The sequence below is a fragment of the Pseudomonas sp. FeS53a genome (assembly GCF_000931385.1).
Classification (GTDB): Bacteria; Pseudomonadota; Gammaproteobacteria; order Pseudomonadales; family Pseudomonadaceae; genus Metapseudomonas; species Metapseudomonas otitidis.
In genome coordinates, this window is sequence record NZ_JYFT01000008.1 from 33045 (window position 1) to 55756 (window position 22712).

20 protein-coding genes are annotated in these 22712 nt (G+C 61.6%); 15 read left to right on the forward strand and 5 right to left on the reverse strand.

Going from position 1 to position 22712, the window contains the following annotated elements:
• Positions 1 to 67 precede the first annotated feature (67 nt).
• The 7 genes from SZ55_RS02860 (at position 68) to SZ55_RS27850 (ending at position 7874) form a co-directional block, all read left to right on the forward strand.
• A complete protein-coding gene (locus tag SZ55_RS02860; protein WP_044400994.1) occupies positions 68 to 1822 on the forward strand; it encodes a carbamoyltransferase family protein in 1755 nt (584 codons plus the stop codon).
• Positions 1809 to 2933, forward strand: coding sequence for a glycosyltransferase (locus tag SZ55_RS02865; protein WP_044400997.1), 1125 nt, complete (start codon positions 1809 to 1811; stop codon positions 2931 to 2933). The genes SZ55_RS02860 and SZ55_RS02865 overlap by 14 nt, the downstream gene beginning before the upstream one ends.
• 308 nt (positions 2934 to 3241) lie before the next feature.
• The gene (locus tag SZ55_RS02870) at positions 3242 to 3961 is read left to right on the forward strand and encodes a hypothetical protein (protein WP_330217331.1); all 720 of its coding nucleotides are present in this window, start codon (positions 3242 to 3244) and stop codon (positions 3959 to 3961) included.
• 13 nt (positions 3962 to 3974) lie between these two features.
• Positions 3975 to 4931, forward strand: a complete 957-nt coding sequence (locus tag SZ55_RS02875; protein ID WP_044401388.1) for a glycosyltransferase family protein — start codon at positions 3975 to 3977, stop codon at positions 4929 to 4931.
• A 1-nt stretch (position 4932) separates the two neighbouring features.
• Positions 4933 to 5808: a DUF6625 family protein gene (locus SZ55_RS02880; RefSeq protein ID WP_044401003.1), complete on the forward strand. Its 876-nt coding sequence runs from the start codon at positions 4933 to 4935 to the stop codon at positions 5806 to 5808.
• Positions 5777 to 7027: an O-antigen ligase family protein gene (locus SZ55_RS27255; protein WP_082078133.1), complete on the forward strand. Its 1251-nt coding sequence runs from the start codon at positions 5777 to 5779 to the stop codon at positions 7025 to 7027. Before SZ55_RS02880 ends, SZ55_RS27255 begins: the two co-directional genes overlap by 32 nt.
• Positions 7014 to 7874, forward strand: a complete 861-nt coding sequence (locus SZ55_RS27850) for a hypothetical protein (RefSeq protein WP_044401005.1) — start codon at positions 7014 to 7016, stop codon at positions 7872 to 7874. The genes SZ55_RS27255 and SZ55_RS27850 overlap by 14 nt, the downstream gene beginning before the upstream one ends.
• Here SZ55_RS27850 and SZ55_RS02890 read toward each other — a convergent pair.
• Positions 7867 to 8517, reverse strand: coding sequence for a toluene tolerance protein (locus SZ55_RS02890; protein ID WP_152644427.1), 651 nt, complete (start codon positions 8515 to 8517; stop codon positions 7867 to 7869). The two genes, SZ55_RS27850 and SZ55_RS02890, sit on opposite strands and share 8 nt — an antisense overlap.
• A 139-nt stretch (positions 8518 to 8656) precedes the next feature.
• Here SZ55_RS02890 and msbA point away from each other — a divergent pair, with 139 nt between their 5' ends.
• The 6 genes from msbA (at position 8657) to SZ55_RS02920 (ending at position 17001) form a co-directional block, all read left to right on the forward strand.
• Positions 8657 to 10489 (forward strand): lipid A export permease/ATP-binding protein MsbA, encoded by a 1833-nt coding sequence (msbA, locus tag SZ55_RS02895; RefSeq protein ID WP_044401008.1) that lies wholly within the window; start codon positions 8657 to 8659, stop codon positions 10487 to 10489.
• Positions 10489 to 11385 carry a GNAT family N-acetyltransferase gene (locus tag SZ55_RS02900; RefSeq protein ID WP_044401011.1) on the forward strand — a complete coding sequence of 299 codons (897 nt, stop codon included), beginning with the start codon at positions 10489 to 10491 and terminating at the stop codon, positions 11383 to 11385. The genes msbA and SZ55_RS02900 overlap by 1 nt, the downstream gene beginning before the upstream one ends.
• Positions 11386 to 11389: 4 nt before the next feature.
• Positions 11390 to 12790, forward strand: a complete 1401-nt coding sequence (locus SZ55_RS02905) for a PIG-L deacetylase family protein (protein WP_044401014.1) — start codon at positions 11390 to 11392, stop codon at positions 12788 to 12790.
• A 72-nt stretch (positions 12791 to 12862) separates the two neighbouring features.
• Entirely contained in the window at positions 12863 to 14284 is a 1422-nt protein-coding gene (gene hldE / locus SZ55_RS02910) for a bifunctional D-glycero-beta-D-manno-heptose-7-phosphate kinase/D-glycero-beta-D-manno-heptose 1-phosphate adenylyltransferase HldE (protein ID WP_044401016.1), read from the forward strand.
• 162 nt (positions 14285 to 14446) lie between these two features.
• Positions 14447 to 15727 carry an acyl-CoA dehydrogenase family protein gene (locus tag SZ55_RS02915; RefSeq protein ID WP_044401019.1) on the forward strand — a complete coding sequence of 427 codons (1281 nt, stop codon included), beginning with the start codon at positions 14447 to 14449 and terminating at the stop codon, positions 15725 to 15727.
• A gap of 65 nt (positions 15728 to 15792) precedes the next feature.
• Positions 15793 to 17001 carry an acyl-CoA dehydrogenase family protein gene (locus tag SZ55_RS02920; RefSeq protein ID WP_044401021.1) on the forward strand — a complete coding sequence of 403 codons (1209 nt, stop codon included), beginning with the start codon at positions 15793 to 15795 and terminating at the stop codon, positions 16999 to 17001.
• Positions 17002 to 17023: 22 nt separating this feature from the next.
• On the opposite strand, the gene SZ55_RS02925 is transcribed toward SZ55_RS02920, so the two are convergent.
• The 4 genes from SZ55_RS02925 to SZ55_RS02940 all read right to left on the reverse strand — a co-directional run bounded on the left by SZ55_RS02925 (position 17024) and on the right by SZ55_RS02940 (position 20369).
• Positions 17024 to 17932: a hypothetical protein gene (locus SZ55_RS02925; RefSeq protein WP_044401024.1), complete on the reverse strand. Its 909-nt coding sequence runs from the start codon at positions 17930 to 17932 to the stop codon at positions 17024 to 17026.
• A 41-nt stretch (positions 17933 to 17973) separates the two neighbouring features.
• Positions 17974 to 18783, reverse strand: a complete 810-nt coding sequence (locus SZ55_RS02930) for an aldo/keto reductase (RefSeq protein ID WP_044401028.1) — start codon at positions 18781 to 18783, stop codon at positions 17974 to 17976.
• Complete coding sequence (locus SZ55_RS02935; protein ID WP_044401031.1) at positions 18780 to 19955, reverse strand: NAD(P)/FAD-dependent oxidoreductase; 1176 nt, start codon at positions 19953 to 19955, stop codon at positions 18780 to 18782. Before SZ55_RS02935 ends, SZ55_RS02930 begins: the two co-directional genes overlap by 4 nt.
• A gap of 81 nt (positions 19956 to 20036) precedes the next feature.
• Positions 20037 to 20369: a DMT family transporter gene (locus SZ55_RS02940; RefSeq protein WP_044401034.1), complete on the reverse strand. Its 333-nt coding sequence runs from the start codon at positions 20367 to 20369 to the stop codon at positions 20037 to 20039.
• Positions 20370 to 20462: 93 nt separating this feature from the next.
• On the opposite strand from SZ55_RS02940, the gene SZ55_RS02945 reads away from it, so the two are divergent.
• Both SZ55_RS02945 and waaA read left to right on the forward strand, forming a co-directional pair.
• Positions 20463 to 21347 carry a LysR family transcriptional regulator gene (locus tag SZ55_RS02945; protein WP_044401037.1) on the forward strand — a complete coding sequence of 295 codons (885 nt, stop codon included), beginning with the start codon at positions 20463 to 20465 and terminating at the stop codon, positions 21345 to 21347.
• Positions 21348 to 21432: 85 nt separating this feature from the next.
• Positions 21433 to 22704, forward strand: a complete 1272-nt coding sequence (waaA, locus tag SZ55_RS02950) for a lipid IV(A) 3-deoxy-D-manno-octulosonic acid transferase (RefSeq protein WP_044401040.1) — start codon at positions 21433 to 21435, stop codon at positions 22702 to 22704.
• Positions 22705 to 22712: the final 8 nt, after the last annotated feature.

Below are 22712 nucleotides of genomic sequence, written 5' to 3' on the forward strand. Positions count from 1 at the left end.
GGGGCTGTGTACTGGACAACTTGCCGGGCGTCACGACGCCCGGCCGCTTTGATAGAGGCTTAACACTGTGGCACTGACGATCCTCGGCCTTTCCGGCGCCCTCAGCCATGATCCTTCCGCCGCGCTCTACATCGACGGCAAGCTGATCGCGGCCGCCGAAGAAGAGCGCTTCGTGCGCGACAAGCACGCGAAGAATCGCATGCCCTACGAGTCGGCCAAGTTCTGCCTGGAGCAGGCGGGTATCAAGCCGTCCGATGTGGATGTGGTGGCCATCCCCTTCGCCCCCATCAGCCTCTTCGGCAAGGCCCGTTGGCAATACGCCAAGCGCTACTGGTACGCACCGGATCGCGCCCTTGACGCGATCCTCATGGGCAACCGCCGCTACAAGCGCTACCGCAACAAGATCGTCTGGTGCCTGGAGCAATTGGGCTTCGACGCCAAGAAAGTGAAGATCGAGCCGGTGGAACACCACTTGGCCCACGCTTCCAGTGCCTACCACTGCTCCGGCTTCAAGGAGAAGACCGCGATCCTCGGGATCGACGGCAAGGGCGAGTACGCCACCACCTTCTTCGGCTGGGGCGAGAACGGCAAGATCCACAAGATCAAGGAATTCTTCGACCCGGACTCCCTCGGCGGCCTCTATGGCGCGATCACCGAGTACCTCGGCTTCGAGATGCTCGACGGTGAGTTCAAGGTCATGGGCATGGCGCCCTATGGTGACGCCGCCAAGTACGATTTCTCCCGCCTGGCCAAGTTCGAGAATGGCGAGCTGGTGATCAACACCGACTACGCCAACGTCATCGGCTTCCGCCGCTACAAGGAGAACGGCAAGGGCTACTACTTCTCGCCCAAGCTGATCGAATGGCTCGGACCGAAGCGCCAGGGCGACATCGCCGACGACCCCTACATCCACTATGCCGCCAGCATGCAGGCGCTGTTCGAGAAGCTGGCGCTGGAGATGATGGACTACTACCTGGGCGACATCATTCGTGACACCGGCAAGATCGCTTTCGCCGGCGGCTGTGCGCTCAACGTCAAGCTGAACCAGAAGATCATCGCCCGCCCGGAGGTGAAGGAGCTGTTCGTGCAGCCGGCCTCCGGCGACGCTGGCACCGCCGTGGGCGCTGCGGCCTATGTCTCCCACAAGCGCGGTGTGCCGGTGGAGAAGATGGAGCACGTCTACCTCGGCCCGTCCTACTCCAACGAGGAGGTCATCGCCGCCTGCGCCAAGCACCCGAACAAGCCGGTGTTCAAGCGTATCGAGAACACCCCGGAGCGCATCGCCCGCATCATGGTCGACGGCAACCCGGTGGCTTGGTTCCAGGGGCGCATGGAGTTCGGCCCGCGTGCCTTGGGCGGTCGTTCCATCATCGGTTGCCCGAGCGTTCCGGGCGTTGCCGATCGCATCAACGAACAGATCAAGTTCCGCGAGCGCTGGAGGCCCTTCTGCCCGTCGATGCTCGATACCGTTGCTCCGAAGATGCTCAAGGTGGACCACCCGAGCCCCTTCATGACTTTCACCTTCGAGGTCAACGAGGAGTGGAAGGAGCGTGTCTCCGAGGTGGTGCACGAGGACGGCACCTCGCGGGCCCAGGTGCTTGAGCGTCGGCACAACCCGCGCTGGTACGACCTGATGCTCGAGCTGGAGAAGCTGACCGGCAACGGCGTGTCGCTGAACACTTCCTTGAACCGTCGCGGCGAGCCGATGATCTGCTCGCCGACCGATGCCCTGAACATGTTCTACGGGTCGGACCTGCAGTACCTGATCATGGAAGACATCCTCGTGGTCAAGGAAGGCGCCGAGTGGTATGAGCAGCTCTGAACCGCGCGTCCTGCAGTTCTGCCACGGCTATGACGGGCCCTTTCTGGATTGCGCCCGTCAGTACGCCGTGCTGTTCGAGGGCACCCCTTACAAGGTGACGACCGTCTACCTCACGGGCGAGCCGAGTGAGGCGGTGGTGCAGGGATCGGCTTCCGATGAAGTGATCTTCCTCGGCCAGAGCAGCCGTAACGTGAGGGGGCTCAAGCTCGGTGCGATCCGTGCGATCCGCAAGATCGTGGCAGCTCGCGATTTCCGTTTCTGCATTGCCCACCGTTTCAAGCCGATCTACATCGCCTTGCTGGGTACATCGCTGCCTGTGATCGGCGTGCACCATGCCTTCGGTGACTACCAGCGGTTGTCGCGCCGGGTGTTCGCCAACTTCTTCCGCAAGCGCCTGGCGTTGCTGGGGGTGTCCAACGCGGTGCGTGACGACATGCGCCGTTGCCTGCCCGACTGGCCTGCTGAAAGGATCGAGACCCTCTACAACCGGATCGATATCGCGGCGGTCCAGGCTGGCCTCAAGTCTCGCGAAGAAGCGCGCGAGGCGCTGGGCCTGCCCCAGGATGCCTGGGTGGTCGGTAATGTCGGCCGCCTGCACCCGGACAAGGACCAGGCCACGCTGATCCGCGGATTCGCCGAAGCGTTACCGCAACTGCCAACTGGCAGCCTGCTGGCCATCATGGGCAGTGGCCGGCTTGAGGCTTCCCTGAAAGCGCTGGCCGAGCAATTGGGCGTTACTGCACAGGTACGCTTCCTTGGGCAGGTCCCGGAAGGGCGGCGTTATTTCAAGGCATTTGACGTCTTTGCTTTGACGTCCGATCACGAGCCTTTTGGGATGGTGCTTCTGGAGGCCATGGCAGCTGGAGTGTCGATGATTTGCAGTGATTGTGGGGGGGCTCGCGAGGTGGTTGAAGGAAAAGGGCAGCTGTTTAATCTAGGAGATAAGCAATCATTCGCTTCATGCCTGATTACTGAGCGCGAGCTACATGCTCTTGGGGGAGATGTGTACTCGCGCTCTGCTTATCATGGTCTTGCGCAGGATTTTTCGGATACGAAGGCGCGTGAAGTCTTTTGGGGCTGGTTCAGCAGAGTGAATATACTTAAGGGATAGATGTAAGAAGTCGGAAGTATAATTCTTTTGATAGGCTTTTGTTTTTTTATAGGTTTTTGTGCGAATGGCGACGCATGGATTATTTTAGTTAAATTGCATTGCCACTTTCGCCGACATGCAGCAGGGCTGAATGGTCTAAGGTAGTTAAAAGTGTTGAGGTTTAGTTAAGCTAATTTTAATTTTTCTGGATTTGTGCCTGCTTTATGAGAATAGCTCTCGCATATTTTGGTCTGCCCCGAAATTCCTCGATTTGTTTCCCCTCTATCGAGAAAAATATATATAAGCGTCTCCCTTCTAAAAATGCGTGCGTGAAATCTTTCTATCATTTGTATGAGCCTCAGTTAGTCAAAAATTCTCGGTCTGGGGAGAATGCTTTTTTAAGTGAAGAGAATTACCGGGTTTTTGAAGGGATGACTGGTTGCTACGAGGTTGCAGGCGAATGTTTGGATAAATGGAAGGTCGAAGAGCTAAAGGGTCACGGTGATGTTTGGATGGATAATTTTAAGTCCTTGGAAAATCTCGTGCATCAGCTGAATTCGCTACACATAGTTACATCTATGGTTAAAGCCTTTCGGCCAAATGTAGTTATTTTTCTTCGGCCTGATCTTATTTATCACGACCCTTTGCCTGATTTTGTAGTGCCCGCAATCTCTGCCAGGCACCGAGCTATTTATATTCCTGATTGGCAATGGTGGAACGGGCTAAATGACCGATTTGCTGTTTGCGGTAGTTCGGTATTTGAAGCATATGGAAAGCGTATAGAGCTCGCCTTGCCTTTCTGCAAGGAGATGAAAAGAGGGCTGCACGCCGAACGTCTTTTGAGCTATGCAATGAAAAAAGTAGGAGCTCGAATTCGTACACTAGAGGTACGTGCTTCTCGAGTCAGGGTGGGGGGGGAAATCGTGGAAGAGACATTTTCTTCCAGGCACTCCATGGGGCGCCGAGAAAATCGTATCTTACTGCCTTTGGCACGGCTGCGTACTCGTATTGATAAGCTTCATTATGAATCCTATGAGGGAAGAAAGTAGCATGAGTCGTGCTTTGAAGGTGCTGCTGCTTGTACAGAAGGAGCAGAGAGTCATACTTGATCGTTTTTATGACGGAATTGCACAGGGTTGTGATTGTAATATTCAGTTGCTTACCCGTGAAGATCAGAAAAATTTGCGAAAATATTTCTCTAGGAATATCCAATTGGGTGAGTTTGATCGTATTTTACTTTTTTTACGATTCAAGCAGGAGATTCGTCAAGTTTCTTTTATTAGCTCATTGCCCAATCTCGTCATACTTGAACATGATGCTTACCAGAATTACATTCCATGCAAGTATACCGGTGCATTCTCTAAGTACTACAGGCAATTGCCATGGGTTCGTGTTATAAGCTCTGGTTATAAGGTTGCTAAAAAACTACGCGAAGAAGGTGTGGATGCTGTATTTGTACCCAAAGGCTATGATCACTCTCTCTTACGTGACTTAAAGCAGGAAAGAGATATTGAGTTGGCGTTTGTAGGTAGTATTAAAAGCACTGCTTACAGTAATCGGAAGGCCATGCTTGATTCAATTTGCGAACAAGAGCCGTTGCTCGTCATGCGCACGAATTCGGGTGATGAGTATTTACAAACTCTCAATCGTATACGGTTTTTCATAAGCGCTGACGTGGGGATGGGCGAGTATATGATCAAGAATTTTGAGGCTATGGCGTGTGGCTGTGTGCTCTTTGCCTATGATCAAGGTGAAGAGGAAAACCAAGCTTTAGGATTCATTGATATGAAGAACGTGGTTCTTTACCGTACCGTTGAAGAATTTCGAAAGAAGCTTAATTTTTTGCGCCAACAGCATGAAATAGCTGATGAGATCTCTCGTCAGGGTAAGTCTTTGGTTGAGAGAAAATACCGTTTCGATATTTTGGGTCTACAGGTGGTGGAGGCTTTACAAGCTCCGCTCCGTCCGTGGCGACGAACTAAATGGTGGGAGCGTATACAGATGAAATGGGGTTTATGAAATGCCTTCAATCTGTTTTGTAATTCCATATTTTGGCAGTTGGCCTTTTTGGTTTCCTCTATTTTTACGAAGCTGTGCACTGAATCCAGATATAGATTGGCTGCTGTACAGCGACTGCGGAGTTCCAGATGATTTGCCTGGGAATGTATCTATTGAGGAAATTAGCTACGAAGACTACTGTTTGTTGGTAAGTCAACGTCTTCAGATAAAGTTTATGCCGCGAAACCCTTATAAGCTTTGCGATATTAAAGAGGCATTGGGTTTTGTGCATGCTGATCGTTTGGAAGAATATGATTTTTGGGGGTTTGGTGATATTGATGTAATATATGGGCGCTTGCGTAAATATTTCAATGTTGAGCGTCTTTCTCGCTATGAACTTTTGTCTACGCATTCTAGGCGTATATCTGGGCATCTCTGTTTGCTGCGTAACAATACACGCATGCGTGAGGCTTTTAGGCGTATACCAAAGTGGCGTGATCTTTTTGCCGATGAAGAGCATCATGCTCTGGATGAAGGGGCCTTTAGTCGAATTTTTCTTTGGCGTAAGAATCTTCCTGCGCCACTTTTCAGGCTCGTAGGTAAGTTTAACCCAATGCATAGATGTAGCGAGTTTAAAGAAGCCTACAGTACGCCGAATGCGGGACGGACTTGGACTAACGGGACTTATAATTTTCCTAAGGAATGGTATTGGCGTAATGGGCTGTTGACCAATGATCTGGATGGCGACAGGGAATTTCCTTACTTGCACTTCTTCGGCTGGAAAAGAGATGCTTGGATAAAAATCGAAAGGCCTGACGCAGATCGAGTGGTTGCGCTATCGCACCAACCAGAGTGGATGATCAGTGATGCCGGATTTTCTGAGCTTTCTGAAGTATGAAAGGAATTATTATTATATCGTGAAAATCTATAATGGCGATTTTTTGACAAAATTGTGTGGCGTGCTTGTCCTGTGTGCTCTCATCTTAGGTCCATTTTACTGGCCTGCTAGTAACGCCGCGTGGGCAAGCTTTTTGCGTCTGGCTATAGTGCTTACGGTTCTTTTTGCACTTTTCCGTGATTGGCCGCTTGCTAAGCCAGATATTTTTCAGTGGATGGTATGTGTGTTCTGGCTTTACTTGTTTATAAATTCGGCTTGGGTTGGCGCTGATGGAAAGTCTGCTCGTCGCCTTCTGCTAATAGGCTGTTTTATTTTTGCTGTTTCGAGAATCGAAATGTCTACCTGCAAGTGGCGTTTGCTACTTGGTTTGTATGCTCTTTCGGGGGCGGGTTTTGCTTTGTTTTCATTATGGAATTGGTATGGTTTTGGGTTTTTATCTGTTGGGTATAGAGCTAACAGCATATATTCCTCTGGCGTAGAAGGGGTGGCTGATTTTGGGAATACAATAGTAGCGTCTCTGCATTATGCTGTGTGTCTCTGTGCGGCGCTCTGGCTGTTTTTTAAGGAGAGAAACTCTTGGCTTCTTCTACTTTGGTCGGTGTGCTCATTTGTCATAGGTGTCTATGTGGTTTGTACTTTTTCTCGTGCAGGTTGGGTGGCTTCTTTGAGTTGCGGAGCTACTTTGTGGTTAATATTCTTTGATCTGAAAAAGTGGAGGCGCTTTGCCTTTTCCGCTATTGCTGTTATCGCCGTTTTGACTTATTTTGCCTACGCTCACTTTGCTTACGAGTTTGGTGTCCGAGGTTTTACTTTTCGTGATGAGGTTTGGCAGTCAGTGCTTGCTCAGGCTCGTCTAAATTGGCTTTTTGGAGCGGGCGCTGGTTCTGAGCTTCAGCCCATCATCATCGACGATGGAAAGCAAGTTGTTCATAATACGCACAGTCTATACCTTGAGGTATATTTTCAGTTCGGAATAGTTGGGCTGGTCCTGATGGCTGGGGTTATGTTGCTAGCTTTTCGTCGGTTGTGGGGAATGTTGAAGTCGGCATCTACGAGGGATTCGGCTGCATTCGGTTTCTCGCTCCTTGCTTCGGGTTCTTTGGTTATGGCTGTTGAGCTTAACAGCTTTGTGAGTACGCCTAACTTAGTGTGGCTGTGGTTTTGGATGCCCCTTGGCATAGCGCTGGTGGGCTGCCGGTATAAAGATGCTTGCTGTTAAGGTTGTTGCTGGAGAACGGTGGTTGGCTGATGATTATGGCCGCCAAGTAGCCCGCCTGCGTTCGTTCTCCGAGATAATAGGGGGCTTGGGGGTAGATGCATTTATTGTGGCATCGGGACCTTCTACCAAAAGTTTTGACTTCAAAAGATATAGAAGCTATTCGTTTATTTCTATGAATGGCTCTATATCGGCCTTTGAAGATGAGGATGTAAAGCCTTTTATCTATATGTGTGATGATGCAAGTTTTGTCTGTGACCGTCCTGAGTTGATTTTGAGAGGTGTGAACTACTCGAAGCATATCGCCGCTAGTCTTGAGGTTTTGTCGGGTATATACAACATAAGTCCTGATGCTCTCAAGGGGAAGTCTATTTTTCTTTTGGAGAGAGTTAATCGATTCATTGGTCGTAAGCCCCTCTCGGACAGGGCTTATGCCTGGTCTATAAGGCATGATCCAGATCTGATCTGTGGACTCTCTTTGATCAGGCGGTCACCTAATAGGATAGGTTTTAGTTTGAATATGGATAAGGGGTATTTCGTTGCTCGAACTATTCCTTATGTGGCGTTGCAATTGAGCTATCACTTAGGGGTTCGGCGAGTATACCTTGTTGGGGTTGATTTAGATGGCGCAATGGGGCGCTTCTATGAGTCAGGAGAGGAGGCGGTGCGTACCTCTCTGCACCAAGATTACGATAAGTTTATTGAGCCCAGCTTTGAATGGATGTCACGAAAAATTGTCAGGAAGGGGCGTTATGAGGTTTACAATCTTTCAATTGCTAGCAAGTTGCCGAGTGAGATTGTGCCTAAGCTTGCTCAGTGTGATTTAGATGCTTTGCTGGGTATTATTTAATCTTTCGTGAGGTTCGATAGGCTGCGAAAAAATCACCGAACTCGTTGCTTGTGAGCCATCTTTTATCCTGGGGGTCTCGCAGTAAATGTCTAAAGTTTCGTGTGGCTTTCAGCTTGCTGAGTGGTTTTTTTTGATATTGCAAGTCTGCTATGTCTATCAGGCCAAACTCGCCTGAAGGCATTAATATTATGTTTCCTAAATGTAGTGAGCGGAAATATATTCCGGTGTTATGAAGCTTTCCAATGAAACATCCCAGTCTATAAAATAGATCAGATGGGCACTTTTCTTGTGTGTTGCGAAAATGTCTTAAATTTTTTCCTGGTACGGGTTGATAGTGTACCGCGTCTCGATCTATGGATTTCACCCGATAAACACCAATCACCGAAGGGCACGCAATATCTAGATCTTTCAGTTTTTTAACGTTGTCGGAAAATCTTTTGGCATAAGGGTAGAATAGTGCTGAGCTGACTATGTGCTTGAGGCGAAATAACTTAATAATGCTACCGTCTTTGAGGAGGAGCACTTTTTCTCCATGGCTATCTCGTTCAAGTACTGTTGCGCCATTGCATAGTTGATGGTAGGTCTCGCTCTGAATTTTTTCCAGAGGGTTGAGCCAGTCTAGCAAAATCTCTTTCAGCGGCATTCCAAGTTCTCTAAGTTGCAGCCAGCAGCGCTGTCGACACATAGTTTACACAACCTACGCCTGCTTGCGACACACGTATAGAGTGATGTGCAGAGACTCTGTGCTAAAATGTATCGCTCTTACTGCCGGCTGGTATGTCATGACCCAATCTGCCAAAAAAGACGCTTCTGCTTTGAGGATCTATTTCCGTCTGTTAGGCTATGTGCGGCCCTACATGGGGCTGTTCGTGCTGAGCATACTCGGATTTTTGGTCTTCGCCTCCACCCAGCCGATGCTTGGGTACATGCTGAAGTACTTTGTCGACGGCTTGTCCAATCCGAATGCTAGCCTGTTCCTTGGTGTACCTTGGCTGCTTGAGCATGCGCCTTGGTTGGCGCATTTGAAACTGCTGCAGGCCGTTCCGTTGCTCATTGTGTTAATTGCGCTGTGGCAGGGAATCGGCTCTTTCCTCGGCAACTACTACCTTGCTAAGGTCTCAATGGGGCTGATTCAAGATCTACGCATCGCCCTTTTCAATAATCTACTTACGCTGCCGAACCACTATTTCGATAACCATAACTCAGGTCATCTAATCTCGCGAGTTACCTACAACGTAACGATGGTCACTGGTGCAGCCACTGATGCAATCAAAGTTGTAGTTCGCGAGGGGATGACAGTAATTTTTCTATTTGGCACCCTTTTGTGGATGAATTGGAAGCTTACACTGGTCATGGTTGCAATCCTTCCAGTTATCGGCCTTATGGTGACTAATACCAGTCGTAAATTTCGTAGGCAAAGCAAAAAAATTCAAACAAGTATGGGGGATGTTACCCATATCACGTCTGAAAGCATACAAGGCTATCGTGTTGTGCGGAGTTTTGGTGGAGAGGATTACGAGAAGAGGCGTTTTCTGAACGCTAGTAAGGAAAACAAGGCCAAGCAGCTCAAGATGGTTCGCACCGGAGCCATTTATACCCCGTCGTTGCAACTGGTCATATATAGTGCCATGGCTGTCTTGATGTTCCTGGTATTGCTGCTGCGTGGTGATTCCTCGGCCGGTGACCTGGTGGCCTACATCACCCTGGCCGGCCTGTTGCCCAAGCCGATCCGCCAGCTGTCCGAAGTCAGCTCCACCATCCAGCGCGGTGTCGCCGGTGCCGAGAGCATCTTCGAACAGCTCGATGAAGAGCCCGAGATCGACCGCGGCACCGTCGAGCGCGAGCGTGTCGAAGGCCGCCTGGAGGTCCGCCACCTGAACTTCCAGTACCCGGGCAGCGAGAAGCCCGTGCTGGACGACATATCCTTCGTCGCCGAACCCGGCCAGATGGTGGCCCTGGTGGGGCGCTCCGGCAGCGGCAAGTCGACCCTGGCGAACCTCATCCCGCGCTTCTACCACCACGAGAACGGCGAGGTCCTGCTGGATGGCGTCGAGATCGAGGACTACCGCCTGCGCAACCTGCGTCGGCACATCGCCCTGGTCACCCAGCACGTCACCCTGTTCAACGACACGGTCACCAACAACATCGCCTACGGCGACCTCGCCGGCGCCCCGCTGGAAGATGTCAAGGCCGCCGCCGAAGCCGCCTTCGCCGCCGAGTTCATCGAGAAGATGCCCCAGGGCTACGACACCCTGGTGGGCGAGAACGGCGTGCTGCTGTCCGGCGGTCAACGCCAGCGCCTGGCCATTGCCCGCGCCCTGCTGAAGAACGCCCCGCTGCTGATCCTCGACGAGGCCACCTCCGCCCTGGACACCGAGTCCGAGCGGCACATCCAGGCCGCGCTGGACGAAGTGATGAAGGGCCGCACCACCCTGGTGATCGCCCACCGCCTCTCCACCATCGAGAAGGCCGACCTGATCCTGGTGATGGACCAGGGCCGCATCGTCGAGCGCGGCACCCACCGCGAGCTGCTGTCCCTCAACGGCTACTACGCCCGCCTGCACGCCAAGCAGTTCGAGGACGACGGCAAGGACGCGGTGGAGCAGGACGCCTGATGCTCAGCTACCTGCGCGCCTGGCGTGAGCGGGGCTGGGAGCCCATCGACGCCGCCACCTATGCCCGTGCCTGGCATGAGTTCGGCGGCAGCGTCGCCACCCACCCCGAGGTGATCGAGCGCCTGGCCGGCCTGGCCGGCATCCCCGTGCGCTACCTGGGGCGGAACCAGGACGGCCGTCTGGTCGCTGCGCTGCCCACCTGGGGCCGACACCTGGCGCTGTCCAAGGTCGTGCTCAAGCAACAGGGCAAGCGCGGCCTGTTCGACCTGGGCAACGCCGAAATCATCCTGCCCATCGCCGAGCAGGCCGGCGTAGCCCTGCGTCATCGGGCCCGCTATGTCTCGGCCCTCAACCTCGGCGGCATCACCGGCCTGCGTGAACAGCCCGAGGGCCTGGCCCTGGCCCGCGAGCCGGAGGACTACAGCAAGAAGTTCCGCTACAACCAGCGCCGCGAGCAACGCTTGCTGGAAGAGGCGGGCGGCGTGATCCGCCCCATGCTGGAGCTGGAACCGGCGGAGCAGGCGGCCATCTATGCCGATCTCTTCCACCGCCGCTGGGGCTTCGACGCCACCGGCAAGGCGCACCTGGCCGAGGTGTTCGGCCTGATGCGCGAGTTCATGACCGGCTCGCTGATCTACCTGGAGGACCGCCCCGTGGCCATCCAGGTGCTCTACCGGGTCGAGGCCCCGCGCTGGGTCAGCCTCGAATACATCAACGGTGGCGTCGATCCCCAGGAGCGCGCCTTCAGCCCCGGCAGCGTCCTCAGCTTCGTCAACACCCAGGCCGCCTGGGCCGAGGCCCGCGCCCTGGACAAGCCGCTGCGCTACTCCTTCGGGCGTGCCGACCGCGAATACAAGGACCGCTGGTGCCACCGCGTGCCCGTCTACCAGGTGTGAACCCATGAGCGGACGCAAGCAGCAACTGCTGAAACGCCATCGCCGGCAGAAGCGCATCGCGCTGCTGGTGGCCCTCGTCCTGCTGGTAGCACTGGGCATCGGCGTGGCCTGGTGGCTAGTGCCGCTGGCCCTGGTGCTGGGCTGGATCGCCCATGAGGCCTGGTTCGCCGACCACCTGTTCTACGCCCCGAGCGATGACTACCGCTACGCCTTCCCGGCCGGTACGCCCGAGTGGCCGCTCGACCTGGCCAGCGGCCGTGTCCATCTGCCCGAGGGCGCAGGCGCCGCGGACACGCTGATCCTGCGGGTACGCCTGCGCGCGTCCTGGCTGGGCCGCTGGCTGGACCCGGCGGTCTGCGTGGGTGACGACCGCCAGGACTTCGAGCGCGGCGTCGATGGCTGGCGCTACCTCAACCTGACCGGCCAGCACGACGCGCTGCAGGCCGGCACCCTCGTCATTCGTGGGCGTTTCTGCCGGGTCGCCGCCGACGCCACTCTTTACGCCCTCGCCCAGCCCGACTTCCGCCAGCAGCGGGTGATGGTTATCGCCCCCCATGCCGACGACGCCGAGCTGGCCGCATTCGGGCTGTACAGCCAGGCCGCCGAGGCCAGCATCGTCACCCTCACCCAAGGCGAGATCGAAGCCGAGCACTACCAGCGGCTCGGCCTGGACGCCGCCGCAGCCGCCCGCCTCAAAGGGCGCCTGCGCAGCTGGGACAGCCTGGCCATCCCGCTCTGGGGCGGCGTCCCGCAATCCCGCTGTGTGCAGCTCGGCTACTACTGCCTGCAGCTCCCGGCCATGGCCCAGGCGCCCGACCAGGGCTTCGGCTCGAAGGTTTCCAGGGATGCCGACGTCCGCACCGTGCGCCAGCACAACCCCATCGAGCTGCCCGGCGACGCCGACGGCGTGCCCAGCTGGACCAATCTGGTGGCTGACCTGGCGCGCCTGCTGGAGCATTTCCGCCCCGAGGTGGTGGTCACGCCCCATCCCGAGCTGGATCCCCACAGCGACCACGTCGCCGCGACCCAGGCATTGCTCGCGGCCATCCAGCAAGCCGACTGGCAGCCCGCCAGCCTGCTGCTCTACGCCAACCACCTGCACGACAACGACCGCTGGCCCATGGGCCCCGCCGGCCAGGGCATCGCGCTGCCGCCGGCCATCGAGCCGCTTCCGGCCGACCCGCTGTGGAGCCTCTGCCTGGATGCCGCGCAACAGCGTGACAAGGCCCAGGCCCTGGCCATGCAGCATGACTTGCAGGGGCCGCTGCCCACTAAAAAGCGCCTGCGCCGGCTGATCCAGCGCTGCCTCGCAGGCCGCCGCTGGCCAGCCACCGGCGAGGATGAATTCTTCCGCAAGGCCGTGCGTCGCCACGAGCTGTTCTGGGTCCGCCGGCTTTCCGATTGACGGCCACCTTCGCCGGGGCGGATCGGCTGCTATGGTATGATCCGCGCCGTTTTTTCATGCCCCGGAGTCTTCATGAACCTCACCATGCCCCATTTCGATCTGGCCCCCGTTCTGGTGGTGGGCGATGTCATGCTCGACCGTTACTGGCATGGCGGCACCTCGCGCATCTCCCCCGAGGCGCCGGTTCCGGTGGTGCGTGTGGACCAGATCGAAGACCGTCCGGGCGGTGCCGCCAACGTGGCGCTGAACATCGCCGCCCTGGGCGCACCGGCGGCCCTGGTCGGCGTCACCGGTGAGGACGAAGCCGCCGAGAGCCTGCTCGCCAGCCTCGGTGCCGCCGGCGTGGATGCCCGCTTCCAGCGCATCGCCGGGCAGCCCACCATCGTCAAGCTGCGGGTCATGAGCCGCCACCAGCAACTGCTGCGCATGGACTTCGAAGAGCCCTTCGACACCGACGCCGAGGCCCTGGCCGCCGAGGTCGAACGCCTGCTCACCGGCGTCAAGGTGCTGGTGCTCTCCGACTACGGCAAGGGCGCCCTGAAGAACCACCAGGCGCTGATCCAGGCAGCCCGGCGCAAGGGTATCCCGGTGCTGGCCGACCCCAAGGGCAAGGACTTCGGAATCTACCGGGGCGCCAGCCTGATCACCCCCAACCTCAATGAATTCGAGACCATCGTCGGCCGCTGCGCCGACGAGGCCGAGCTGGTCGCCAAGGGCGCCCGGCTCATGCAGGAGCTGGACCTCGGCGCCTTGCTGGTGACCCGTGGCGAGCACGGCATGACCCTGCTGCGCCCCGGCCACCCGGCCCTGCACCTGCCGGCCCGTGCCCGCGAAGTGTTCGACGTCACCGGCGCCGGCGACACCGTCATCTCCACCCTGGCCGCCAGCCTGGCGGCCGGTGAAGACCTGCCCCAGGCCGTCGCCCTGGCCAACCTGGCCGCCGGCATCGTGGTCGGCAAGCTGGGTACCGCCGCCATCAGCGCCCCCGAGCTGCGCCGCGCGGTGCAGCGCGAGCAGGGCTCCGAGCGCGGCGTGCTGAGTCTGGAGCAACTGCTGCTGGCCATCGAAGACGCCCGCGCCCACGGCGAGAAGATCGTCTTCACCAACGGCTGCTTCGACATCCTCCACGCCGGTCACGTGACCTACCTGGAGCAGGCCCGCGCCCAGGGCGACCGCCTGGTGGTGGCGATCAACGACGACGCCTCCGTCAGCCGCCTCAAGGGCCCCGGCCGGCCGATCAACTCGGTGGACCGGCGCATGGCCGTGCTCGCCGGTCTCGGCGCCGTGGACTGGGTGGTGAGCTTCAGCGAAGACACCCCCGAGCGCCTGCTGGGCGAGGTCAAGCCGGACATCCTGGTCAAGGGTGGCGACTACGGCGTCGAGCAGGTGGTCGGTGCCGACCTGGTCCGTGCCTACGGCGGTGAAGTGCGGGTACTCGGCCTGGTGGAGAACAGCTCCACCACCGCCATCGTCGAGAAGATCCGTAGTCGCTGATTCGCTGAGCTTTCCCACGGTCCGGCAGGGCCGACGCCCAGCAGCCCCTGAACGGGGTTCCCACTGGCCGAGGCGCCACAGCGGCGCGTCGGCCCGGTCATAGGCGCCCCTCGTGGCGCGCGCGCATCATCCCGGCATCCTCACCCCGCGTGGAGCGATGCCATGAGTACCGATGTGCAGGGCCGTGCCCTGTCCGTGCTGAACCGCGTGGCCCAGGCCGACTGGCCGGACCGGTTCAAGCTGCGCAAACCCTTCGAACGCCTCCTGTACACCGGCAGCCGTGCCGGCTTCCGGATGGCGGCCAAGCCCGCCAAATCTGCCAAGGCCCCGCGCCCGGCGGACCCGGACGGCCTCTTCGACCTGTCCCTCAGTGACGAGCAGCAGATGCTCGTGGAGATGCTCGGCGCCTTCGCCAGGGAGGTCCTGCGGCCGGCTGCGGAAGCGGCGGATGCCCAGGGCTGCGTCTCCGCCGAGCTGATCAACCAGGCCCTGGAGCTGGGCCTGGCCCACTACGGCGTCAGCGAAGCGCTGGGCGGTATGGCCGGCGAGCGCACCGTCGTCACCAACGCCCTGATCGCCGAAGCCCTCGGCGGGGGCGACCTGTCCCTGGCGGCCTCGCTGCTGGTGCCGCTGTCGGTGGCCAACTGCATCCGCCGCTGGGCCTCCCAGGAGCAGCAGGCCCGCTGGCTGCCCGCCTTCGTCGGGATTGCGCGCCCGCCGGCCATGGCCATTGCCGTCAGCGAGCCGGGCCTGCTGGTCGACCCGCTGCGCCTGGCCACCCGGGCCAAGCGCAAGGGGCGTCACTACCAGCTCGATGGCGAGAAATGCCTCGTGCTCGAAGGCCTCAACGCCAGTGCCATCCTGGTCGCCGCCCAGACGGCCGACGGCCCGGCACTGTTCCGTGTGGATGTCGGTGCCAAGGGCCTGAACCTGCGCCCCGAACCGGCCATGGGCCTCAAGGCCTGCGCCACCGCCCGACTGAGCCTGAAGGGCGTGCGGGTGCCGGTGGAGGACCGCCTGGCCGGCAGTGCCTTCGATCTGGAGCGCTTTCTCGCCTACACCACCCTGGCCTGGTGCGCCCTCGCCGTGGGCACCGCCCAGGCCGCGCTGGACTACGTGGTGACCTACTGCAACGAGCGCGTCGCCTTCGGCGAACCCATCAGCCATCGCCAGGGCGTGGCCTTCATGGTGGCCGACATCGGCATCGAGCTGGATGCCATGCGCCTGATGGTCTGGCGGGCCTGCGCCCGTGCCGAGCGCGGCGAGGACTTCCGTCGCGAGGCCTACCTGGCGCGCCTGCTGTGCGCCGAGAAGGCCATGAAGATCGGCACCGACGCCGTGCAACTGCTCGGTGGCCACGGCTTCACCAAGGAACACCCGGCCGAGCGCTGGTACCGCGACCTGCGTGCCGTGGCCGTCATGGCCGGCGGCCTGCACTTGTGAGAACCGTTTTCTACCGATTGCGCGTCTAGCTCGAACGGTCGAAATCCGGTCCTGAGGACTTTGTGATGAACCTGGAAACCCCGAAGAAATTCCGCGGCCTGGCCAACCAGGCCCACCAGGTGGCGGCGAACTACTTCCGCCCCATCTCCCGCAAGTACGACAAGGCCGAGCACGCCTACCCCAAGGAGCTGGACCTGCTGGCCGCCCTGCTGGACGGCATGAACGCCGGCTCCCCCGATGCCGTCGGCGCCACCTCCGCCAGCAAGCGCGGCAGTGGCCAGGCGGAGGAGGGCGTGCGCAACGGCGGCAACCTCTCGGCCCTGCTGGGCGTCATCGAGCTGTGCTGGGGCGACGTCGGCCTGCTGCTGGGCATGCCCCGCCAGGGCCTGGGCAACGCCGCCATCGCCGCCGTGGCCAACGAGGAGCAGCTCAAGCGCTTCGGCAGCACCTGGGCGGCCATGGCCATCACCGAACCGGGCTGCGGCTCGGACTCCGCCGCCATCCGCACCACGGCGGTGAAGGACGGTGACCACTACGTGCTCAACGGCGAGAAGATCTACGTCACCTCCGGCGAGCGCGCCGATGCGGTGGTGGTCTGGGCCACCCTGGACAGGAGCCTCGGCCGCGCCGCGATCAAGTCCTTCGTGGTGGAGAAGGGCACCCCGGGCATGACCGTCACCCGCCTGGAGAAGAAGCTCGGCATCAAGGCCTCCGACACCGCCTCCATCAGCTTCAACGACTGCCGCGTGCCGGCGGCCAACCTGCTGGGCAACCCCGAGATCGACGTGCAGAAGGGCTTTGCCGGGGTGATGGAGACCTTCGACAACACCCGCCCCCTGGTGGCCGGCATGGCCATCGGCGTCGCCAAGGCCGCGCTGGACAGGACCCGCGAGCTGCTGAAGAAGGCCGGCTGCAGCTTCGACTACCGCAAGCCGCTGCTCAGCGTCAGCCACGCCGAAGCCACCCTCTATCGCCTGGAGGCCGAGTGGGAAGCGGCGCGGCTGCTGACCCTCAAGGCCGCCTGGATGGCCGACAACAAGCTGCCCAATTCCAAGGAAGCCTCCATCGCCAAGGCCAAGGCCGGGCGCGTCGCCAACGAGGTCACCCTCAAGTGCGTCGAGTTGTGTGGCGCGCTGGGCTACGGGGAAGACGAACTGCTGGAGAAATGGGCGCGGGACTCGAAGATCCTCGACATCTTCGAAGGCACCCAGCAGATCCAGTTGCTGATCGTGGCCCGGCGCCTGCTGGGCAAGAGCTCCAGCGAGCTGAAGTAGGCCGCGAGTGCGGCTGGCGGGCTCAGCCCGCCAGTCGCCGCCGGCTCATCGGCGCGGTGCCGACCCGTGCCAGCCAGTCCTTCCAGCGCACCCGCTCGTCCCGCACCAGCCAGCCGTCCTGCTCGGCAAACCCTTCCGACAGCCACAGCCCCCGCGTGCTGGCCGGCTTCAGCTCGCCGTCCAGCAGGGTGAACAGTTCGCCGGTGGGCTGGCCGTCCTGGCAGGGCAGCAGGTAGATGTCCGGCCGGCGGCGCTCCAGGCTGGCCACCAGGGCCTCGCCCTGCAGCACTTCATCGACGTGGAACAGGCTCGGCTGGCGCGCCTCGCGGGGCAGCTCCAGGGCCAGGTCGTAGACCAGCTGCAGGGAAGCGGTGGGCAGGTGCACGTAGGCGTGGGGGCGCTCCAGCAGCGTCAGGCTGCCGCTCTGCACCGGCCGTGCCGCGCCGGACAGCGGGCTGAGGCGGAAGTAGGCGTGCTCCAGGTAGTGCAGGGCCTTGGGGTAGGGCGTCGGCAGCCAGGTGTCGGCGAAGCGGCCTGCGAGCCAGCCGTCCGGCGTCTCGATCAGGCATTCCTCGGCCACTTCCTGGATGGCGGTCAGCAGCGGCAGGTTCAGTTCATGGGCTGGCACATAGCCGGAAATCAGTTTGAGCACGGTGTCGCCCCGGTCCTGGCGGCGCTGGCGCACCACCACCCAGTAGGTCTGGCCGTGCAGGGTCAGGGTCAGGCGCACCGAAACCCCGAGGTTGGCCAGTTGCACCGAGAAGCGCTGGTTGTCGTCGATCACCAGGGGCTGGCGACGCCGTTCGAGCATCTGCGCGAAGTTCATCGGCAGGCCGAGGCTGCGGTAGGCCAGCCCGTCCGGGCTGGCGTCCACCTGCAGGGGCAGGGTCTTGAAGAGGGTCGGGTCCTTGCGTGCCAGGGTGCGCGGCATGGCGGCTCCTCCTTGCGTCGGGGTCGGCCGCGGGCGCGGCGTCAGGCTGGCCCACCCAGTACCGCGGCGGCCGTCGCGACATTATGGGACAGGTGCAGCGGATTGATGGTTCCGATGATGGCGCTGGTCACCCCCGGGTGACCGAAGATCAGCTCGAAGCTGGCTCGCACCGGGTCCACCCCGGGTGCCAGGCAGACATGGCCGCTGGCCAGGCCCTTCTTCACCAGCAGGCCCTTGGCGTGTTGGGCAGCATAGTCCAGCACCGGGCGCTCGCCCTGCTCGTTGAGGTTGTAGGTGACCATCGCGCAGTCGCCGCGCTCCAGTGCCAGCAGGCCGCCTTCCACGGTCTTGCCGGAGAGGCCGAAGGCGCGGATCTTGCCGGCCTGCTTCAGCTCGGCGAGGGTCTCGTAGACGCCGCTGTCCCGCAGCACCGCCACGTCGTTGCCGTCGGAATGCACCAGCACCAGGTCGATCACGTCGGTCTCCAGGCGCTGGAGGCTGCGCTCTACGGAGCGGCGGGTGTGGGCCGGGCTGAAGTCGAAGTGCGACTGGCCGGCTTCGAACTCCTCGCCCACCTTGCTGACGATCACCCAGTCCTGGCGCTGGCCACGCAGCAGCGGGCCGAGGCGCTCCTCGCTGCGGCCGTAGGCCGGAGCGGTGTCGATCAGGTTGATGCCCAGGTCACGGGCCAGCGCCAGCAACTGGCGGGCTTCCGCATCGTCGGGGATGGTGAAGCCGGAGGGGTACTTCACGCCCTGGTCGCGGCCCAGCTTGACGGTGCCGAGCCCCAGGGGGGAGACCCGCAGGCCGGTGTCGCCGAGGGGGCGGTGCAGGTGGTGCAGGCTGTTCATCCCAGCAGTTCCTCCCAGGCCGGTTGGGCCACCGGCGGGCGGGGCAGGGTGGGCAGCGGTGCGTGCTGGCCGGGGCGGATGCCGTCGCGGTCCAGGCTGGCCAGCACGCGGTCGGTGAAGTCCGGCGCCAGGGCCAGCTTGGTCGGCCAGCCCACCAGCAGGTTGCCCTGCTCGGCGAGGAAGGCGTTGTCCGGGCGCACCAGGCCGGATTGCGCCGGCTCCGCGCGCTCCACCCGCAGGGTCGCCCATTGGGTGCCTGTGTAGTCGATCCACGGCAGCAACTGCTGCATCTCCTGTTCGGCAGCGGCGATCTGCTCGGCTTCGTTGCGGGCCACGCCATCGGCTTCCGCCAGGTCGCCGCCCAGGTACCAGACCCACTGGCCATCGGCCGCCGGGTGGCTGGTGACGGTGACCCGCGGCTTCGGCCCGCCGCCCAGGCAGTGGGCATACAGCGGTTTCAGCCCCGGCCCCTTGGCCATGACCATGTGCAGCGGGCGGCGCTGCATGGCCGGTTGCTGGATGCCCAGCGCCTGCAGCAGCGCCTCGTTGCCGGCGCCGGCGCTGAGCACGATGCGCTGGGCGCGGATCTCGCGGCCGTCTACGCGCAGGCCCACCAGGGTCTCGCCGTCGCGCAGCGGCTCCACCTGGTGGCCAGCCAGCAGGCTGTCACCGGCCAGCTCGGCCAGGCGGGCGATCACGCTGGGCACGTCCAGCACCAGCTCGGCCAGGCGGTAGACCTTGCCCTTGAATTTCGGATGTTGCAGCGCCGGGGGCAGCTCGCTGCCGCTGACCGGGTCGACCCGGCCGCGCATGGCCTTGCTGGCGAAGAAGCTGGTGACGTTGCCGAACAGGCTGCCCGGCGACCACAGGTAGTGGGCGTCGGAGAGCAGGCGCACGCCGGAGAGGTCCAGCTCGCCGCTGCCAGCTACGGCTTCGCGCCAGCGGCGCGGCATGTCGGAGATGGCTTCGGAGGCACCGGTGAGGGCGCCGTGCAGGGCGTACTTGGTGCCGCCATGGATGATGCCCTGGGACTTCACGCTCTGGGCGCCGCCCAGGCTGGCGGATTCCACCAGCAGCGTGGCATAGCCCAGCTGGCGCAGGCGGGCGTTGAGCCAGAGGCCGGCGATGCCGCCGCCGAGGATGAGGATGTCGGTGCTGAGGGGTTCGGCCATGGGAGACGACGCCTGGGAAAAAACAGGGGCGCAGTATAGCGCCCCTGTCGCGTGTGCCGTGCGTGGCCGTTCGCCGCTGGATCAGTGGCCGGTGCTGCTGGAGAACAGCTGGATCACCACCACCCCCGAGACGATCATCCCCATGCCCACCACGGCCGGCAGGTCGAGCTTCTGCTGGTAGATCACCAGCGCAGCGATGCTCACCAGGACGATGCCGAGCCCGGCCCAGATGGCGTAGGCGATGCCCACCGGGATGCTCTTCACCACCATCGTCAGCATCCAGAAGGCGATGGCGTAGCCGCCGATGACCAGCACCAGCGGCAGGGGTTTGTTGAAGCCGTCGATGGCCTTCATCGAGGTGGTGGCGACCACTTCGGCGGCGATGGCGATGGCGAGGTAGATGTAGCCGGTCATGGTCGGGCCCTCCTGTCAGGTGGGCGGATTCTAGAGTTTTCCATGATGGGATAAAGTCATTACCCATCTGAATCAGAGATAGGTTGAGCCGCTATGCACTGGAACCTCGAACAGATCCGCGTCTTCGTCGCCGTGGCCGAGGGGCGCTCGTTTTCCTCCGTCGCACGGGATCTGCGCCGCGCCCAGTCTGCCGTCAGCACCGCCATTGCCCTGCTGGAAGAGGACCTGGGGGTGGCGCTGTTCGACCGCAGCAGCGGGCGCCAGCCCAGGCTGACGCTGGAAGGGTCGGCCCTGCTGGAGGAGGCCCGCGAAGTACTGCGCCAGTGCCAGCGCCTGGAGGGCCGCGCCCAGGGGCTGTCCCGTGGCGAGGAGGCACGCCTGCGCCTGGCCCAGGACGAGGCCATGCCCTACCAGCCGGTGCTGGCCAGCCTGGAGGCACTGGGGGCGGCCTTCCCGCTGCTGGAGGTGCAGCTGGCCAGCAGCGCCCAGGGCGACGTGGCGCGCAAGCTGCTGGAGCGCCGCGCCGACCTCGGCCTGCTGTTCCACCACGAACACATGCCCGACGCCCTGGAGCGCCAGCGCCTCGGCACCATCGAGATGGTCACCGTCTGTGGCGCGACTCACGCCCTGGCCGCCAGCGGCTACGCCGACCGCCGCGAGCTGGTGCGCCACCGGCAGATCCTCATGGCCCCGCAGGACAGCCACTATCCCGGCGGCGAGCAGCTCGGGCCGCAGGTGTGGCGCGCCGACAGCTTCTACGTCATGGCCGAGCTGGTGATGCGCGGGCTGGGCTGGGCCTGGCTGCCCCGGCACGTGGCGCAGTACCCGGCCTACCAGGGCCACCTGGTGGAGCTGCGCAGCGACTGGACGCCGCCCTCGCTGGTGGTGGAGCTGGTCTGCCGGCGCGACGAAGCCCTCGGCCCCGCCGCGCTGTGGCTGGCCGAGCAACTGGCGGAGCACCTGCAGGCCCTGGGTTGAGGCCCAGCCGCTGGCGCCCGAAAACGCTTCGATTGGCGGACCGCTCAGTTATCATCCGCCCCCTGTCCGCATCACTGGCCTCACCATGAATCGCACCCTCTACACCCTGCTGTTCCATCTCGGCCTGCCCCTGGTGGCCCTGCGCTTGGCCTGGCGTGCCTGGCGGGCGCCGGCCTATGCCCGGCGCATCGGCGAGCGTTTCGCCCTCGGCCTGCCACCGCTCAAGCCGGGGGGCATCTGGGTGCACGCCGTGTCGGTGGGGGAGAGCATCGCCTCCGCGCCTATGGTGCGCGAGCTGATGGCGCGCCACCCGGACCTGCCCATCACCCTCACCTGCATGACCCCCACCGGCTCCGAGCGCATCCAGGCGCTGTTTGGCGACCGCGTGCAGCACTGCTACCTGCCCTACGACCTGCCCTGGGCCGCGTCGCGCTTCCTCGACCGGGTGCGGCCGAAGCTGGCGGTGATCATGGAAACCGAACTCTGGCCCAACCACATCCACCAGTGCGCGCGGCGCCGGATCCCGGTGGTGCTGGCCAACGCACGGTTGTCGGCCCGCTCTGCACGGGGCTATGCGCGCTTCGCCAAACTCACCGCGCCGATGCTGGCCGAGCTGGACTGGATCGCCGTGCAGACCGAGGCCGAAGCCGAGCGCTTCCGCCAACTGGGCGCGCGCCCTGAATGCGTGGGGGTGACCGGCTCGATCAAGTACGACCTCACCATCGACCCGGCCCTGCCGGCCCGTGCCGCCGAGCTGCGTGCAGCCTGGGGCGCCAGCGGGCGACCGGTGTGGATCGCCGCCAGCACCCATGCCGGCGAGGACGAGATCATCCTCGCGGCCCACCGCGCCGTGCTGGCCCGGCGTCCGGATGCCCTGCTGATCCTGGTGCCGCGCCACCCGGAGCGCTTCACCTCGGTGTACGAGCTGAGCCGCCAGTCCGGCTTCGCCAGCCAGCGCCGCTCCAGCGGCGAGTCGGTGGCGGCGCAGACCCAGGTGCTGGTGGGCGACACCATGGGTGAGCTGCTGTTCCTCTACGCCCTGGCCGACAGCGCCTTCGTCGGTGGCAGCCTGGTGCCCAACGGCGGGCACAACCTGCTGGAGCCGGCGGCCCTGGGCAAGCCGGTGCTGTCCGGCCCGCACCTGTTCAACTTCCTCGAAATCGCCGCACAACTGCGCGATGCCGGCGCCCTGCTGGAGGTGGACGGCGCCGAGGCCCTGGCCCGTGACCTCGAAGGGCTCTGGGCCGACGCCGCACGCGCCGCCGCCATGCGCGATGCCGGGCTCGGCGTGCTGCGGGCGAACCAGGGCGCGCTGGAGCGCCTGTTGGCTGGCCTGGCTGCCCGAATCAGGAAGTGAGGAGCGTC

What these genes read in the sequence shown, in the direction of transcription:
- SZ55_RS02865 (WP_044400997.1), top strand. Translation starts at nt 1,809, where the DNA reads ATGAGCAGCTCTGAACCGCGCGTCCTGCAGTTCTGCCACGGCTATGAC.
- SZ55_RS02880 (WP_044401003.1), top strand. Translation starts at nt 4,933, where the DNA reads ATGCCTTCAATCTGTTTTGTAATTCCATATTTTGGCAGTTGGCCTTTT.
- SZ55_RS27255 (WP_082078133.1), top strand. Translation starts at nt 5,777, where the DNA reads ATGCCGGATTTTCTGAGCTTTCTGAAGTATGAAAGGAATTATTATTAT.
- SZ55_RS27850 (WP_044401005.1), top strand. Translation starts at nt 7,014, where the DNA reads ATGCTTGCTGTTAAGGTTGTTGCTGGAGAACGGTGGTTGGCTGATGAT.
- SZ55_RS02890 (WP_152644427.1), bottom strand. Translation starts at nt 8,517, where the DNA reads ATGCCGCTGAAAGAGATTTTGCTAGACTGGCTCAACCCTCTGGAAAAA.
- msbA (WP_044401008.1), top strand. Translation starts at nt 8,657, where the DNA reads ATGACCCAATCTGCCAAAAAAGACGCTTCTGCTTTGAGGATCTATTTC.
- SZ55_RS02900 (WP_044401011.1), top strand. Translation starts at nt 10,489, where the DNA reads ATGCTCAGCTACCTGCGCGCCTGGCGTGAGCGGGGCTGGGAGCCCATC.
- SZ55_RS02905 (WP_044401014.1), top strand. Translation starts at nt 11,390, where the DNA reads ATGAGCGGACGCAAGCAGCAACTGCTGAAACGCCATCGCCGGCAGAAG.
- hldE (WP_044401016.1), top strand. Translation starts at nt 12,863, where the DNA reads ATGAACCTCACCATGCCCCATTTCGATCTGGCCCCCGTTCTGGTGGTG.
- SZ55_RS02915 (WP_044401019.1), top strand. Translation starts at nt 14,447, where the DNA reads ATGAGTACCGATGTGCAGGGCCGTGCCCTGTCCGTGCTGAACCGCGTG.
- SZ55_RS02920 (WP_044401021.1), top strand. Translation starts at nt 15,793, where the DNA reads ATGAACCTGGAAACCCCGAAGAAATTCCGCGGCCTGGCCAACCAGGCC.
- SZ55_RS02925 (WP_044401024.1), bottom strand. Translation starts at nt 17,932, where the DNA reads ATGCCGCGCACCCTGGCACGCAAGGACCCGACCCTCTTCAAGACCCTG.
- SZ55_RS02930 (WP_044401028.1), bottom strand. Translation starts at nt 18,783, where the DNA reads ATGAACAGCCTGCACCACCTGCACCGCCCCCTCGGCGACACCGGCCTG.
- SZ55_RS02935 (WP_044401031.1), bottom strand. Translation starts at nt 19,955, where the DNA reads ATGGCCGAACCCCTCAGCACCGACATCCTCATCCTCGGCGGCGGCATC.
- SZ55_RS02940 (WP_044401034.1), bottom strand. Translation starts at nt 20,369, where the DNA reads ATGACCGGCTACATCTACCTCGCCATCGCCATCGCCGCCGAAGTGGTC.
- SZ55_RS02945 (WP_044401037.1), top strand. Translation starts at nt 20,463, where the DNA reads ATGCACTGGAACCTCGAACAGATCCGCGTCTTCGTCGCCGTGGCCGAG.
- waaA (WP_044401040.1), top strand. Translation starts at nt 21,433, where the DNA reads ATGAATCGCACCCTCTACACCCTGCTGTTCCATCTCGGCCTGCCCCTG.